The 15,186-nt window shown below is 76.2% G+C and carries 13 protein-coding genes; 12 read left to right on the forward strand and 1 reads right to left on the reverse strand.

The features are described 5' to 3' along the window. The first annotated feature begins 35 nt into the window (after positions 1–35). The 8 genes from OG386_RS12425 to OG386_RS12460 are packed head-to-tail and all read left to right on the forward strand — an operon-like array spanning position 36 to position 10,845. Complete coding sequence (locus OG386_RS12425) at positions 36–2,366, forward strand: hypothetical protein (RefSeq protein WP_328788216.1); 2,331 nt, start codon at positions 36–38, stop codon at positions 2,364–2,366. Position 2,367: 1 nt separating this feature from the next. Continuing rightward, the gene (locus OG386_RS12430; RefSeq protein WP_328788217.1) at positions 2,368–3,669 is read left to right on the forward strand and encodes a TRAFAC clade GTPase domain-containing protein; all 1,302 of its coding nucleotides are present in this window, start codon (positions 2,368–2,370) and stop codon (positions 3,667–3,669) included. Continuing rightward, positions 3,666–6,098: a GTPase-associated protein 1-related protein gene (locus OG386_RS12435; protein WP_328788218.1), complete on the forward strand. Its 2,433-nt coding sequence runs from the start codon at positions 3,666–3,668 to the stop codon at positions 6,096–6,098. Before OG386_RS12430 ends, OG386_RS12435 begins: the two co-directional genes overlap by 4 nt. Before the next feature lie 4 nt (positions 6,099–6,102). Beyond that, on the forward strand, positions 6,103–7,755 hold the full coding sequence (locus tag OG386_RS12440; protein WP_328788219.1) for a TRAFAC clade GTPase domain-containing protein: 1,653 nt from the start codon (positions 6,103–6,105) through the stop codon (positions 7,753–7,755). Next, entirely contained in the window at positions 7,752–7,880 is a 129-nt protein-coding gene (locus OG386_RS12445; protein WP_328788220.1) for a hypothetical protein, read from the forward strand. The genes OG386_RS12440 and OG386_RS12445 overlap by 4 nt, the downstream gene beginning before the upstream one ends. A gap of 36 nt (positions 7,881–7,916) precedes the next feature. Further along, positions 7,917–8,579: a vWA domain-containing protein gene (locus OG386_RS12450; protein WP_328793230.1), complete on the forward strand. Its 663-nt coding sequence runs from the start codon at positions 7,917–7,919 to the stop codon at positions 8,577–8,579. Continuing rightward, complete coding sequence (locus OG386_RS12455) at positions 8,576–9,517, forward strand: PP2C family serine/threonine-protein phosphatase (protein WP_328788221.1); 942 nt, start codon at positions 8,576–8,578, stop codon at positions 9,515–9,517. Before OG386_RS12450 ends, OG386_RS12455 begins: the two co-directional genes overlap by 4 nt. Continuing rightward, the gene (locus OG386_RS12460; protein ID WP_328788222.1) at positions 9,514–10,845 is read left to right on the forward strand and encodes a protein kinase domain-containing protein; all 1,332 of its coding nucleotides are present in this window, start codon (positions 9,514–9,516) and stop codon (positions 10,843–10,845) included. Before OG386_RS12455 ends, OG386_RS12460 begins: the two co-directional genes overlap by 4 nt. Positions 10,846–11,161: 316 nt before the next feature. Here OG386_RS12460 and OG386_RS12465 read toward each other — a convergent pair whose 3' ends face one another. Beyond that, positions 11,162–11,452 (reverse strand): hypothetical protein, encoded by a 291-nt coding sequence (locus tag OG386_RS12465; protein WP_328788223.1) that lies wholly within the window; start codon positions 11,450–11,452, stop codon positions 11,162–11,164. Between the two features lie 56 nt (positions 11,453–11,508). Here OG386_RS12465 and OG386_RS12470 point away from each other — a divergent pair, with 56 nt between their 5' ends. From OG386_RS12470 to OG386_RS12485, 4 genes are all read left to right on the forward strand, one after another. Continuing rightward, positions 11,509–11,676, forward strand: coding sequence for a hypothetical protein (locus OG386_RS12470; protein ID WP_328788224.1), 168 nt, complete (start codon positions 11,509–11,511; stop codon positions 11,674–11,676). Positions 11,677–11,870: 194 nt separating this feature from the next. Beyond that, positions 11,871–12,893, forward strand: a complete 1,023-nt coding sequence (locus OG386_RS12475) for a 3-oxoacyl-ACP synthase III family protein (protein WP_328788225.1) — start codon at positions 11,871–11,873, stop codon at positions 12,891–12,893. Beyond that, complete coding sequence (locus tag OG386_RS12480; protein ID WP_328788226.1) at positions 12,890–13,645, forward strand: glycosyltransferase family A protein; 756 nt, start codon at positions 12,890–12,892, stop codon at positions 13,643–13,645. Before OG386_RS12475 ends, OG386_RS12480 begins: the two co-directional genes overlap by 4 nt. Further along, positions 13,645–15,138, forward strand: a complete 1,494-nt coding sequence (locus OG386_RS12485) for a class I adenylate-forming enzyme family protein (protein ID WP_328788227.1) — start codon at positions 13,645–13,647, stop codon at positions 15,136–15,138. Before OG386_RS12480 ends, OG386_RS12485 begins: the two co-directional genes overlap by 1 nt. Positions 15,139–15,186 lie beyond the last annotated feature (48 nt).

Raw genomic sequence — 15,186 nt, forward strand, 5'->3', positions numbered from 1 at the left:
TGACCTCCCACACACTGCACGGGGGGCGCAGAGCGATGGCCGGGACCGACTTCGGGCACGCCATCGGGCTGCCCCGCGCGCTCTCCGGCCTGCCGCTGTCGCCGCTCGTGGGAGCGTACGGGAAACTCCTCGCTGCACAACAGACCATCGGATTAAGCCACTTGGGTGAACTACTGGTCCCGCCCGGCGGCCGCTTACGGGTACTCGACGGGATCTTCGCCGTCACCGGGCCCGGTCGGCGCCGGCACGTCGGCGCCGGCGTGCTGCGGTCGCTGCGCCAGGACCGGCCGGAGCCGGCCGCGGCCCGGCTGCTGGAGCGGCTGGCCGCGATCCAGGAGGCGGATCCCGCGGCCCTGCGCCGGATCCTGCTCTACCAACTCGCCCACCTGCTCCAGGACCATCCCGAGGGGGAGCTGCCGGCCACCGCGGCCGGCTTCGGGGTCGACCCGGCCGAGACCGTCGCGCTGGTCCGCGCGGCCGCCCGGCGGGCCCGACTGGACGGCGAGCAGCGGGTCGCCGCCGAGAACCTGCTCGACGACGTGCGGGAGCACCGGATCCGCTCCGCGGCCCGCCGGGCCGCCCTGCTGCCCCCCGCGGGTGAGGACGGGCCGCTGGCGGCCCTCCTCGAGGATCTGGCCGCCCGGGCGAAGGCCGCCGACACCGAGCTCGCGGTGGCCCGGCAGGCCGAGGAGCAGGGGGATCCGGAGCGGGCCTGCATCCACTACGAGGAGGCCGCGGCGCTGGCGGGCGACTGCCCGCGCGCGGTGCGCGGGCTGGTCCGCACCTACCGGCCCGGTCCCGGGGACCCCGGCCCGATGGTGTCCGCCCTCGTGTCCGACGGCGTCGAACTGCGCTGGCCCGTAGGTGACTTCGGGGACGCGCGCTGGCGGGTGGTGCGGCTCACCCGCGGGGAACCGGCCGGCTCGCCGCTCGCCGAGGTGGCGGGGCGGCCGGTCGGGGGCGTGCTCGTGGACCGCGGCGCCGGGCTCGGCGAGGAGGTCCGCCACGTGGCGCTGCCGCTGCGGGCCGACGGCGCCGTCGACGGGCCGCCGCTCGTCGCAGCCCCGCTGGCGGTCGCCCCGATGGTGACGGAGGTGGCCGCCGTCGACGGCAACGGGTGGATCGAGGGCGCGTGGAAGGCGCCGGCGGGCGCGGCCCGCTGCGAGGTGACGCTGACCGGGCCGCAGGGACCCGTCCCGGTGCTCCCGCCGGCACGGGCGGGCCTGCGGGAGACCCTGCGCGCGCGGGGGCTCGCACCCGGGAGGTACGAGCTCGCGGTGCGGGCCCGGTACGCCCCGGCGGGCCGCGCCGACCACGGCGCGGTGTCCGCGGCCGTGACCGTCGCGGTCACCGTGCACGCCTGGCCGGATCCCGTGCTCACCCTGACCGCCCTGACCCGGGAGGCGGGCGGGGTGGAGTTCCGCCGGACCGGCGGCGACGGGGCCGAGGTGCGGCTGGTGGAGTGGCCCGGCGCCGCCCCCGCCGAGGGGGCCGAACTGACGGCGGCCGAGTTGCCGCCGCCGCTGGACTGGGTCGGCCCGGACTTGACCGGCACGGGCGGGAACGGCAAGGTCTCGAACGGCCCGGGCGGGAGCGGCCCGGTCTCCGTCGGACACCCGCCCCCGGGATCGCTCACCACCGTCTCCGCCGTGGCCGTGCTGGGCACGCGGGCCCTGGCCGGGCCCTCCGTCCTGGTCGAGGCCCCCCTGCCGGTGACCGGGCTCGCGCTGCGGCGGGCCGCGCCCGACCTGGTCGAAGTCGGCTTCGACTGGCCCGGCACCGCCGGCACCGTGACCGCAGCCGTCACCCAGGACGGCCGGTGCACCGACTTCGCCGTGGCCCGCAGCGTGTTCCTGCGCGAGGGGCTGCGGCTGCCGGTCACCCCGGCCGCGTTGGTCGTCGAGGCCCACGCCGCACCGCGCAGCGCCCGCTCCGTACTCGCCTCGGCCGGGGGCGACGCGCGGGCCGAACTGCCCGCCGACGTGGCCATCGCCTACGAGGTGGTGCCCGGCGCCCGGCGCGGCCTGCGCCGCGGGCCCGCCGTCCTGCGGGTGACCGTACGGGCGCCGGGCGGCGCACCCGGCCCGGACCTCCCCGGATTCGTCCTCGTGGCCCGGGGGGACGGCAGCCGCAACCCACCCCGTCCGGGCGGCCCGTCCGGCGGAACGGCCGTGTGCCGGGTGACCGGGGCCGAACTCACGGCCGCGGCCGCGAGCACCGGGACGGGCACCGGCACGCTGGAGCGCCCGATCGACACCGCCGTCGCGCCCGGCCGCCCGTACGCCCTGCGCGGTTTCCTCCTCGGCGGCGCCGCCGCCTCCGTCCGGCTCGAAGAGCCCCCTCTCCTCTCCCTGGTGGTCCGCTGACATGACCTCCGTCGTCTGCCCCTACTGCTTCGACCGCTCCCCGGCGGCCCGGCTGCCCTACCGCTGCCAGATGTCCGCCACGGGGGTGCGCGGCGCCAAGCCCTGCAGCGCCGAACTCGACACCATATGGGCCGACTTCATGGGCCCGAGCGTGCCTCCCGCACTGAAGACGCGCGGCCCGGTCTTCACCGCCCCGCGCGGCCTCGGGCTGCGCTTCGCCCCGAACGGGGGCGGCTCGCGCGCGGACTGCCCCGCCTGCGGCGGGTCCACCCCGGTCCGGGTCTGCCGGCGCTGCCACAGCGACTTCCCGAGCGACTACTGCGACCAGGACACCCGGATCATCGCCCTGCTCGGCCCCAAGGCCTCCGGCAAGAGCACCTACGTCTCGGTCCTGCTGGGCGAGCTGCGCGGCAGGGTGGGCCGGGCGTACGGGGCCTCGGTGACCGCGATGGGCGGCGAGACCCAGCGCCGGGACCGCGAGCTGGCCGAGGACCTCTACGACCGGCTGCGGCTACCGGGGGCCACCAGGCCGGCGGCCCTCGGCTTCAACGACCCGCTGCTGTACCGGCTGAGCCTGCCCCTGCGGCGCCGGCTGCGCGGGGACGGCAGCCGGCACACCGCGCTGGTGTTCTTCGACGCGGCGGGCGAAGACCTCGCCAGCGCCGAGGCCATGGACCGCTACACCCACTACCTGGCTGCCGCCGACGGGATCATCCTGCTCGTGGACCCACTGCAGATGCGGGCGGTGCGCGACCGCATACCGGTGGACGTCGGGCCGCCGCTGCCGGTCATCGAGACCCCGCCGCAGCAGATCGCCGCCGATCTCGCGGCACAGCTGCGGGCGCACGGCCGGGGGTCCTCGCGCGGCCGGGTCACGACCCCGGTCGCAGTGGCCGTGACCAAGACGGACTCCCTGGCACTGCTGCTGGAGCCGCATTCGCCGCTGCTGCGCAATGCCGACCACGGCGCCGGCGTGCTCGACGAGGAGGACCGGCGGGCGGTGCACGAGGAGATGCGCTCGCTCCTCGACGGCTGGGACTCGGGGGCACTGCTACGGCAGTTGGAGCGGGACTTCGCCCGACTGTCGCTGTTCGGGCTCTCGGCGCTCGGCTCGCCGCCGCCCGCGCACGCGCCGGCCGACGCCCCGAAGTCGGGTCCCCGGCCGCTGCGCGTGGAGGATCCGCTGCTGTGGCTGCTGGGGCTGGGCGGACTGCTGCCGCGCACCGGCACCACCGGCCCGGGTCGCCGTGGTCCGGGTCGCCGTGGCCCTGGTGGCCGTACCGGCTCCGAGGGGAACTCATGAATCTCGCCCAACTGCACTACACCTCGGCGCCGCCCGGTCCCGACGGATCCGGCTTCCGGTTCACGGCCGTCAGCCCCGGGGTGCCGGCCGCCCTGATGCGCGAGGCGGAGCAGCTGATCGGCTACGAGCCGCCCCGGGACGCGCCGCCGCGCCCGGGACCGCAGGAGCTGGCCGGCTTCCCGCAGGCCCTCAGCCTGAACGTGTTGGCCGACGGCAGCCGGCTGCTGGCGCGCTCGGTGTACACGGGCGCCGACTACAGCGGCCGGTGGGGCAATTTCCACGCCCACGCGGTGCACCTGCCGCAGCCCGCCGGTTCCGGTCCGACCGTGGGCGAGCTACCGATCACCGCCTGGGGCTCGCCGCAATGGGCCGCCGCGACCCCGCGGGCCGGCGCTCCCGCGCTGGCCGCGGTGCCCGCTCCGGGCCGCCTCGACCGGGCCGCGCTGGCCGCCTTCGTCGCCGCCCGCGGGCCCTGGCTGGCCGCCTTCTTCGCCGATGTGCGCCGGCTCGGCGAGGACCCGGACGCCCCGCAGGTCGTGCTCGTGGAGGCGGACAGCGAGGCCGTCGCCCGCTGGATCATGCTCGCGTGCAGTGTGCTGCCCCACCAGCGGGGGCAGTGGCTCACCTTCACCACCTACACCCGGCGGCCGCAGCTGGCCCGGCAGCAGATCATCGGGGTGGTGCCCGAGGACGGGCTCGGCCTTGCCGGGCAGGAGCACCGCTACCGGGTCTACGACGCCACGCGCGCCGCCGCCCCCGCCGCCGCCGGGGAGCCGGACGTGTGGGCCGACACCGCCGCCCGCATCTGGCAGGCGCAGCGCCAGGACCTGGTGGCCGAGGTGCGGCGGCTGGCCGCCGGGCCCTACGACGCGGGCCCGCTGGCCGCGCTCGCCCTGGCCTCGGACATCGCCCTGCCCTCCCCCGGCCGGACCGCGGCCGCCGACTGGGCCGCCGGGCACCGGGACGCCCTGGACGGCGTACGGCTGCACGCGCTGGCCCTGGCGCTGGGCCGACCGGCCGGGGATCGGGACCCGATGGAGGTCGCCGCGGCCGCACGGCTGCTCGCGGCCCTGGACGGCTGGGCCCCGCCCGCGGTGTGCGAGCCGCTGGTGGCCCTGACCCTGACCGAGGCGGTACGGACCGGCGCGCCGCCCGCGGCCCTGCCCACCGCGGGCGCCCTGGGCGCGGCCGCCCGCGGACGGCTGGCGGCGGAGCTGGAACCGGGCCTGCGTACGGCGCTGGGCGACCCCGCGACCGAACCGGCGCATTCAGCCGGCCTGTTGCGGGTGGCATCGGTGCTCGGGGTGGACGCGGGCGACCTGCTGCCCGGTACGGCCCGGCAGCTGGCGCTCGCGCTGCTCACCGATCCGGAGCGGGCGTACGGAGCGGACGTGCGGGCCGCGCTGACCGAACTGCCCGGGCTGCGCGCCCTCGTGCTCGACCGGCTGGACTCGCTCGCGGCGGGCGATCCGGCCGCCGGACGGCGGCTGTTCGAGCGGACCGGGCTGCCTCTCGCCGCGGCCGACGCGCGGCCGCACCTGCGGATGTGCGCCGAGGCCGCGGCGGCGGCCGAACCCGCCCCGGACCGGGTCGGCACCCTGAACGCCCTGCTGACCCGCTCGGGCGTCTCGCTGTACGCGGAGCCGCTGGTGCTGCGGACCGCGATGCGGCTGGTGTGGGACGGGGATCCGCCGGGGGCGGGCGAGGCCGGACTGGTGCTGATGGCGACCGGGGCGAAGGTCCACCGGGAGGCCGGTACCTGGGAATTGCTCGTACGGGCGGCCGTGCGGGCCCCGGCCGGGGACACCGAGGCAGCGGAGCTGGCTCCGGAGCTCCTCGGGCAGTTCCAGGAGGAGGTCCCGGCCCGGCTGAGGCCGTCGCTGCTGCTGCTGGAGCTGGCCCGGAACCTGCGGTCGGGCTCGGCGGGCGGGGGCTGGGTCCGCCAGGTGCTGGACCTGCGGTCGCTGGATCCGGAGCCGGGCCCGCGGGAGAGCGCGTACGCGGCCCTGTGCACCCGGCTGCTGGCCGGGGACCGGCCGGACAGCGAGCTGCGGGCGCTGATCGAGAGCAACGACGCGGAGCTGCTGGCCGCCTACCGGGCGGCGGCGCGCACACCGGCGGTCCGTGACCGGCTGCGGCTGGATCCGGACTACGCCGCGGACTGCTTCACGGCGTGGTCCTCCCAGCCGCAGGCCGGCCCTGCCTGGCAGGAGGCCCGCACGGACCTGCTCGACGGGGTGCTGCGGCCGGCCGTACGGAGCCTCGCGGCGACGGAGGCGGCCGAGGTGGAGCAGTCGCTGGCCCGGCTGGGCGGGCGCTGGGCCGACGAGTTCCGCAGCTGGCAGCGGCCGAGTGCCTTCGGCCGCCTGCGCGAACGCTTCGCAGGGCGCCGCTCCGGCGGTACCGGCGCCGGTGGGAACGGGGGCTGACCTCGTGGATCCGGAGCTGATCGCATGGATCCTCGCCACCGTCATCGGGGTGATGGCGCTCGCCATGTGCCTCGGGTACGGGCTGTGGCGGTTCCTGGCGCTGGCCCTGTCGGCCGCCTGGGCCGCCTTCCGGACGCGTCCGCCGGGCGGCACCGACCCGCGGATCACCCCGTACGCCGGTCCCGAACCGGCGCGACCCGCGTACTGGGCCGGCCAGATGTGGCTGGACGCCCGGTTCGCCGGACAGGCCGCGGCACTGACGGTCTGGTTCCTGTTGACCCGGCACTGGCTGGGCGGGTTGGTGCGCCGCCGCCTGCTGCGCGGCCGGGGCGGCTGGAGCGGCGAGCTCTCGGACAACGGCTTCGGCCGACTGATGCTGCGCCTGCTGGCTCCCGGCACGGCGCTGGCCGCGCTGCTGTCCGCGCTGCTCGCCTCGGTCGTGCTGGCCGGCGTCGCGCTGTTCTTCGCGCTGGAGCTCGGCCTGATCGCGCTCGCCGCCCTGGCCGCCACCCTGGCCGGGCACGTAGCGGAGCGGCTGTGGAAGCTGGCCCTGGGCATCCGGATGAAGTGCCCCTACCCCGGCTGCTACCGGCCGTTCCCGCTGGCCGTGCACCTCTGCCCGGTCTGCGGCGCCGCCCACCGCGAGCTGCGGCCGGGTGCCTTCGGTGCCCTGCGGCACGTCTGCCGGTGCGGCAAGGCCCTGCCGACCACCCTCATGACCGGGCGGCGGGGACTCGCCGCCCGGTGCCCGCACTGCGACCGGAGCCTGCCGCCGGCCGTGGGCACCACCCGGGTCGTGCACCTGCCGCTGATCGGTGGCACCTCCGCCGGGAAGACGATGCTGCTGGCGGCCATGCTCGACGGACTGCGGTCCTGGTCGCACGAGTCCCGGCTGACCCTCGAGTACGCCTCCCCCGACGACCTCCGCGAGGCCAACGCCCTGGGGCAGCAGCTGAACCGGACCGGGTGGACCCTCAAGACCCAGGGCGGGCAGCCGCGCGCCCTGATGCTGCTGGTCGGGCACGGCCGCCGGCGCCGGCTGCTCTACCTGTACGACCCGATGGGCGAGTCCCTCCGGGACGCCGACACGACCCGCGGCCAGGGCTACCTCGCGCACGCCGACGGGGTCCTGCTGGTGACCGACGTGCTCGCCGCGCCCGTCGTACGCCGGGCCCTGCACGCGGGCGACACCGAACGGGCCGAGGCCGCCCGGCCGGCCGACCTGGGCCCGGCGGAGACGTACGCGGGGTTCACGGGCGAGCTGCAGGGGCTCGGCGGCCGTCGCGGGCGCCTGCCCGTGGCCACGGTGGTGACCAAGCGGGACGCACTGGACCGCCTGGACTCGCTGCCGCGGCCGACCGAGCCGGTCGAGGCGTGGCTGGCCGGGATCGGGCTGGACGAGCTGGTCCGGGCCCTCGGCCACGACTTCGCGGCGGCCCGGTACTGGGTGGTCAGCGCCCGCGCCGCGACCGGGGCGGGGGCCCTGGACACCGAGCGGCGGCGGGCGGCGGAGCCGGTGCTCTGGCTGCTGTCACGGACCGGGTTGCGCGTCGGACGGCTCGTACGGGACCCGGAGGAGCGGCCGGACGCGCGGACCCGGCCGGATCCGCAGGAGCCGCAGGCCGCGCACCGCGGGGAAAGGAGCAACACCCCATGATGACACCGCAGATCACGCGGGGCCGACGGTTGATGGCGGCCCTGTTCGTGTCGGCGGTCGTGATGACGGCGGCCGCCGCGGTGGCGGCGCTGGTGCGGTACGTCCCGCAATGGACCGGAAGTTGAAGGAGACACGCGGTGAGTGACATCCCCGGCGGGCCGATGGCGAACCGGCCCGTCCATTTCATCTGGCTGCTCGACTGCTCGTACTCGATGCAGGGCGAGAAGATCGGCCAGCTCAACTACGCGATCAGAGAAGCGATCCCGGAGATGCTCTCCGTCGCGCAGGACAATCCGGCGGCCCAGCTGCTGCTGCGCACGATGACGTTCTCCACGACGGCCCGCTGGCACCACAAGGACCCGGTGCCGGTCGAACAGTTCACCTGGCAGGACGTACAGGTGGACGGCATGACCAATCTCGGTGAGGCCCTTCAGCTCGCGGCGCGCGAACTGGACACCCCGCCGATGCCGCAGCGGGCCCTGAAGCCGGTGCTGGCGCTGGTCTCCGACGGGGTGCCGACGGACGACTGGAAGTCGGGGCTGCGGGCGATGGACGCGACCCCGTGGGGCCGCAAGGCGGTCCGGGTGGCCATCGCGATCGGCGCGGACGCCGACCGCAACGTGCTCCAGGAGTTCCTGGGCAACCCCGAGCTGCAGCCGCTGGACGCGAACAGCCCCAAGCAGCTGGCGGCGGCGATCCGCTGGGCCTCGACGGCCGCGGTGAAGGCGGCCTCCCAACCGGTGGCGGGCTTCGGGGACGCGACCGTGAAGCAGCCGCCGTACGCCCCGCCGGTGCTCGCCGACGACGATGACGACGTGTGGTGAGCGATCCCGTGCGGATGATCCAGGGACCGCTGCCGTGCTGGGACACGATCCAGGGCAGCGTCCAGGGCGTGAACAAGGCGCGCAACCAGGACCACCACGACGCGGAGGGGCTAGGGACCGCCGCCCGGCCCCTGATCATGGCGGTGGCCGACGGCCACGGATCGGCGGTGCACGCGCGCAGTCATTTCGGGTCCCGGTTCGCCGTGGACCTGTTCGTCCAGCAGGCCCGGCAGTTCGCCGCGCTCGCCGAGCCCCGGGGCGAGCAGCGGCCGCCCAGCCTGGCCTGGCTGATGAACTACGCCCAGTACACGCTGCCCCGCCAACTGGTCAGCGCTTGGCAGGAGAAGGCGCTCGGGCACTGGGAACGCAACAGCGCGCACGGCGAGCCCGGGCCGTCCCCGACGGACAAGCTGGTGCTGTACGGGAGCACGCTCGTCGGCGCCGTGCTGACCCCCCGGGTCTTCGCGGCCTGGCAGCTCGGGGACGGCGAACTGACCGTGGTGACCGACGACGGGCAGGTGACCGTCCCGCTCGCGCCGGACGAGGCGGACCTGGGCGACGAGACGGAGTCCCTGTGCTCGCCGCAGGCCTGGCTGCGGGTCCGTACGCACTGGGCGCCGGTGACCGCACCGGCGCGGGCGCCGCGGCTGGTGTCGCTCTCCACCGACGGGCTGTCCAAGAGCTTCGCCTCGGACAGCGGCTTCCGCCAGTTCATGGCCGGACTGGACGAGCGGCTGTCGGCGGAGGGACCGGAGTGCGTCCGGGCCGTCCTGCCGGAGTGGCTGGCCAAGGCCTCCCAGCACTCGGGGGACGACACCACCCTGGTGGCGGCCTGGCACACCGCCACGGCCCTGACCGAACCCGGCGGGGCGGCGCCCGGCAGCTCCGGCTCCGCCGACCCTGCCGACATGACAGACCCGTACAGGAGTGACGAATGAGCGGCATGCTCGACAGCGGTACCCGGCTGACGGCCGACAGCGGCCTGGGCGTGGAGGTGTCCGACCTGCTCGGCGCCGGCGGCCAGGGGGAGGTCTACCGGGTGCGCACCCCGGCCGGCGACCAGGCCCTCAAGTGGTACTACCCGGCCTGCGCGACGCCCGAGCAGGAGGACATCGTCCGCCAGCTGGTGGACCGGGGCTTCGACGACGACCGCTTCCTGTGGCCCCGGGACTTCGTGGGCAACGGGCGCGGCGGCTTCGGCTACCTGATGGACATCCGCCCGGAGCGCTTCAAGGGCCTGCCGCTGCTCTTCCGCCGCAAGCTGCGGACCACGATCCGCGCGCTGCTCACCGCCTGCCTGTACACGGTCGAGGCGTACCAGGCGCTGCATTCGCGCGGGATCGCCTACCGGGACATCTCCTGGGGGAACCTGCTCTTCGACCCGACCACCGGCGAGGTGCTGGTCTGCGACAACGACAACGCAGTGGTCGAGGGCGACAGCACGGGCATCTCGGGGACCATGGCGTTCATGGCTCCCGAGCTGGTGCGCGGCGAGCCCGGGGTCTCCCCCGGCACCCAGAGCGACCTGCACTCCCTGTCCGTGCTGCTGTTCATGCTGCTGATGAACCACCATCCGCTGATGGGCAAGCGGGAGTTGGACATCCGCTGCTTCGACGAGGCCGCCGAGCGCAAGCTGTACGGGAAGGACCCGCTGTTCCTCTTCGACCCGCTGGACCGCTCCAACGCCCCCGACCCGGTGGAGCACGCCACGGTACTGGCCACCTGGGCGGTGGTGCCCGATTCCCTGCGCGCCCTGTTCACCAGGAACTTCACGCGGGGCCTGAACGACCCGCCGGCCCGGGTCCGGGAGTCGCAGTGGCGCGACGCGCTCCGGGCGGCCCTCGACGCGGTCGTGGACTGCGCCCACTGCGGGAAGCAGAACATGACCGAGCCCCGGTCCGCCACCCCGGGCACCTGCTGGAGCTGCGGGAACGCACTGGTGCTGCCGCCCCGGCTGGTGCTGACCACGCCCCCGCCGCGCACCGAACACCACATCCTGCTGCACCGGTCCTCGCGGGTGCAGGCGCACCACCTGGCGCCGGAGCCGGCCCGGCACGACTACGGCGACGGCACGCTGGTGGCGCAGCTGACCGAGCATCCGCAGCGGCCGGGGAAGTTCGGGCTGGCCAACCGTTCCGGGTCGGCGTGGACGGGCACCCGCGCGGACGGCAGCACGCAGGAGATCGCCCCGGGGCAGACCGTGCCGCTGCGTTCGGGGCTGGAGCTGGACTTCGGCGGCGCGCGGGCCGTCGTACGGGCGAGGTGAGACGGCCCGGGCGCGGCCCGGAGGTCAGCCCAGCAGGCGGCTGATCTCCTCGGCGAGGGCGAGGCCGGTGCTGCCCGCGCCCAGCCCGAGGGTGATGGTTTCCAGCGACCGCCGGATCAGGCCCGGTTCGGCGGCGCGCCCCTCCTGTCCGGCCCGGTCCAGCTCTCCGTACAGGGCCCGCGCCGCGTCGCCCCGCTCCGGCGCGGCCCCCTCCGCCCGGAGCCACCGGGCGAGTTCGGCGGCGGGGCGCCTGGTCGTAGGAGCTGGTGTCGACGTCGTGGTCCTTCAGGAACCGTTCGGTCGCGTTCAGCACGCCCTACTGGAGCCGCTGGAGGAAGTCCTGGGAGTCCGTCCGCTCGGAGAAGCCCAGCTGCTTCCAATCGGCGACCCGCTCGCGGAGGCTGTCCACGGCTCCGTAGTCGAAGCGCAGGTGCCGCCGGCCGATCTCGCGGCGCGTCCTCTCCAGTGCCCGGGCCCGCTCGCCCCGGGCCGAAGCCCCCCGGACCAGCCGTCCGGGGGTGCCGAGCAGCGCCGACGCGGTGGCGGCGGTGGCGACGCGGAAGAGGTCCCACCAGCGTTCCCATCCGTCCAGCGGCAGCTGGTGCACCCGGTAGAAGCGCGCCGCCGGTCGCGCCGGTCGATCCGCCGTACGGAGGCCCGCGCGTGGCGGGCCAGGGCCACCGGGTCGATGCCGAGCGAGGGCCCGGTGGCGCGCAGCCGGTCCTCGGTGAGCTCCACGTCCACCTCGCGGGCGAAGCCCTCGTCGAGGTGCGCTCCCGCGCACAGCAGCCGGGTCACCGCGTCGTCCCGGTACTGCGCCAGTACCGGTAGTCGGCGTGCTGCCATCTCGCGTCCTCCACCGGGGCCGTGTCGTCTCACCGTACGTAAACGGGCCCTGGCTGTGCCGGGGTTGGACGGGACGCGGCTCGGGTGGTCCCCGTACTCAGGCGGCCCGTGCAGCCGGTGGCGCCGAACTGAGCATCCGTACTCAGGCCCGGGCTCGGCCGGCTTGTCATCGTGTGTGCATGTTCATTCAGCCATCTGATCAGCTGCCGCGCGCCGGGATAACCGCCGTCGGCAGCCTGCTGCCCGACGAGGTGCTGTCCTCCGACGCCCTTCAGCGGGAGGTGGCGCACCGCAGTGGACTGGCGCTGCCGCCGAGGCTGCTGACGCAGGCCACCGGAATCGTCTCCCGCCGTGTCGCGGGCGAGGGCGTGTACGCCTCCACCCTCGCGGTGGGCGCCGCCCGCCGGGCCCTGGCGGCCGCCGGACTCGGTCCGCTCGACGTCGACCTGCTGCTGTTCGCGTCCGCCTCCCGCGACCTGGTCGAGCCGGCCACCGCGCACATCGTGCAGGCCGAACTGGGCTCGCGGGCCCACGCCCTGGACGTCACCAACGCCTGCAACAGCTTCGTCAACGGGATCGACCTCGCCCGCTCCATGATCCTCGCCGGGCGGGCGCAGCGGGCCCTGGTGGTCACCGGCGAGACGCCGAGCCGGGCCGTGCGCAAGGACCCGGCCGATCTCGCCGAGCTGCGCGACGGCTTCGCCGGATACACCTTCGGCGACGCGGGGGCGGCGGTGCTCGTGGAGGCCGTGGAGCGCGGCGGGATCCTCGACGTGGACACCGAGACCCATTCGGAGCACTGGGAGGTCGGGGGCATCCCGGGCGGCGGGTCACGGCACCCGCGCGGGGACGCGTACACGTACTTCCGCGGCGACGGGCACGAGCTGCGGGGCGTCTTCGAAAAGGTGGGCACCGCGGTCATCGACCGGACGCTGCACCGCACGGGCATGGACTGGGACGACTTCGCCAAGGTGCTGGTGCACCAGGTGACGGTGCCGTACCTGGAGCGGTTCGCGGAACTGACCGGGGTGCCCGCCGGGAAGCTGGTGGTGACGGTGCCCGAGCTCGGCAACGTCGCGAGCGCGAGCATCGGCCTCCAGCTGGACCGGGTCTTCGGGGAACTCGCGCCGGGGGAACGGGTGTTGTTCGTGGGTCTCGGTGGCGGCATCAGCATCATGACGATGGTCTGGGAGAAGTCGTGACGGCCGCGAGCGCGCCGATGTGGGTGGTCGTGCCCGCGCACGAGGAGGAGGCCCGGCTGGCCGACACCCTGCGGGCGCTCGCCGCGCAGCGGGACCGGGACTTCACCCTGCTGGTCGTCGACAACGCCTCGACGGACGGGACGGGCGCCGTCGCCCGCGCGTTCGCGGCCGGCGCGCCCTTCCCGGTGGAGGTGATCGAGGAGCCGGAGAAGGGGGTCGGCTCCGCGGTGGACACCGGCTTCCGGTACGCGATCGGCCGCGGCGCGGCCCTGCTCGCCCGTACGGACGCCGACTGCCTGCCCCGGCCCGGCTGGACCGGCGCCGCCCGCACCGCGCTGATCCGCAGCCCCGGGCTGGTGTGCGGGCGGATCGTGGCCCGCCGCGACGAGCACGGCCCGCTGGGCCGGGCCGGGTTCGGCGCGCTGGTGGCCCTCGCCGCGCTCTTCGGCCGGCTGCGGCCCGAGCACGCCAGGCGGCGCGGCTACCGGGCGCCGTACCGCATGCACGCCGGGAACAACATGGCCATCACGGCCGAGCTGTACCTGGGCGTCGGCGGGATGCCCCGGCGCCCCTCACCGACCGACCGGCTCTTCCTCAACGCCGTACGCCGCCACACCGACCGGATCACGCACTGCCGGGAGATGGTCGTGGAGAACTCCACGCGGCGGCTGCGGGCCTACGGGATCGCCGGAACCGCCCGCTGGTACCTCGACCAGGGCAGCGGCACGCACGGAACGGACGACCCCCGCTGATGTTGGACCACCTCGACCACGCGCTGCGCAGCCGCCCCGAGCGGCCCGCCGTGCTCACCGCCGGCCGCACCGGCGCGCCCCGGGTGCGCGCCACCCGCGGGGAACTCGCCGAGCTGGCCGACGCCTTCGCCGCGGCCCTGCACGCGCGCGGGCTGCGCGCCGGGGACACCGTCGGCGTCGCCGTGCGCCCCGGGCCGCGTGCCCTGGCCGTCCTGCTCGCGCTGTGGCGGCTCGGGCTGCGCGGGGCCGTACTGGATCCGGGCGCCGGCCCCGACGTGCTGCGCGCCCGCCTCGCGCTGGCCCGGCCCGCGCTGGTGCTGGCCGACGCGACCGCGCAGGCGGTGGCGGGCTGGGCCCGGCCGCTGGCCCGCCGGGCCCGGCTCGCGCTGCCGGACCTGGCCGGGCTGGGGCCGGTGGCCACGGTCGGGCCCCGGCTGCCGGGCTGCGCGCCCGCGCTGGACCTGGGCGCGTCCCGACGGGGCGTGCCCGCGCCCGGCGCCGACCTGGACGGGGACGCCGACGCGGTGATCGTGTTCACCTCCGGGACCACGTCCCTGCCGCGGGCCGTCGTCCACACCCGGGCGAGCTTGGCCGCCGGCATGACCACGGTCTCCGCCCTCTTCGACGCGCGCGGGGACCGGCCGGTGCTCGGCGGCACCTTCTTCGTCCTCGTCCCCTCGCTGGCGCGCGGCGCGGCCGTCGCCCTCCCTGCGGGCAACTCCCGGGTGCTGGCCCGTCAGCTGCACCGGCTGCGGCCCCAGGACACCTATCTGACCCCGCCCCGGCTGCGGGACGCGCTGGGTGCGGGCGCCCGCTTCCACGGCCGCGTGTGGACGGGCTCGGCCCCGGCCGGCGCCGGGCTGCTGGAACGCGTGCGCGCGGCGGGCGCGGCCGAGGCCTGGGGGGTGTACGCGCTGACCGAGCTGTTCCCGGCCGCCGCGGTCGAGGCGCGGGAGAAGTCCGCGTTCGAGGCGGCCGGGGAGCACGGGGACCTGGTCGGGGCGCCCCTGCCCGGGGTACGCGCCAAGCCGGACGGGAGCGGGCAGCTGTTGCTGTCCGGCCCCGCGGCCCGCCACCGCTACCTCGGGGAGGAGCCAGACCCGTGGGTGCGTACGGGCGACCGGGCACGGCTGGACGGCGCGGGCCGCATCGTCCTCGAAGGCAGGAGCAAGGACATGGTGCTGCGCCGGGCCGAGAACATCTACCCGGGGCTGTACGAGCCCGCCCTGCACGTGCCGGGGGTGGAACTGGCCGTGCTCGTCGGCATCCCGGCCGGCGACGGCGACGAACGGCTGGTCGCCGTCGTGCAGCCGCGGCGCGGCGCGGACGAACGGGCCCTGCGCGCCGCCCTGTCGGAGCCGGTCCGGCGGATGGGCACGGCCCGGCCCGACGCCCTGCTGCTCGCGCGGATCCCGCTGTCGGGGCGCTCGCGCAAACCGGACCGGGCTGCGACGGCCGCGCTGGCGGCGCGCCGGCTGGGCCCCGCGCGATGACGGCCCGCACCGCCGGGCCGGGGACCCGCGTCACGGCCGGTTCCGGGG

This window comes from Streptomyces sp. NBC_00273, from assembly GCF_036178145.1.
Classification (GTDB): Bacteria; Actinomycetota; Actinomycetes; order Streptomycetales; family Streptomycetaceae; genus Streptomyces.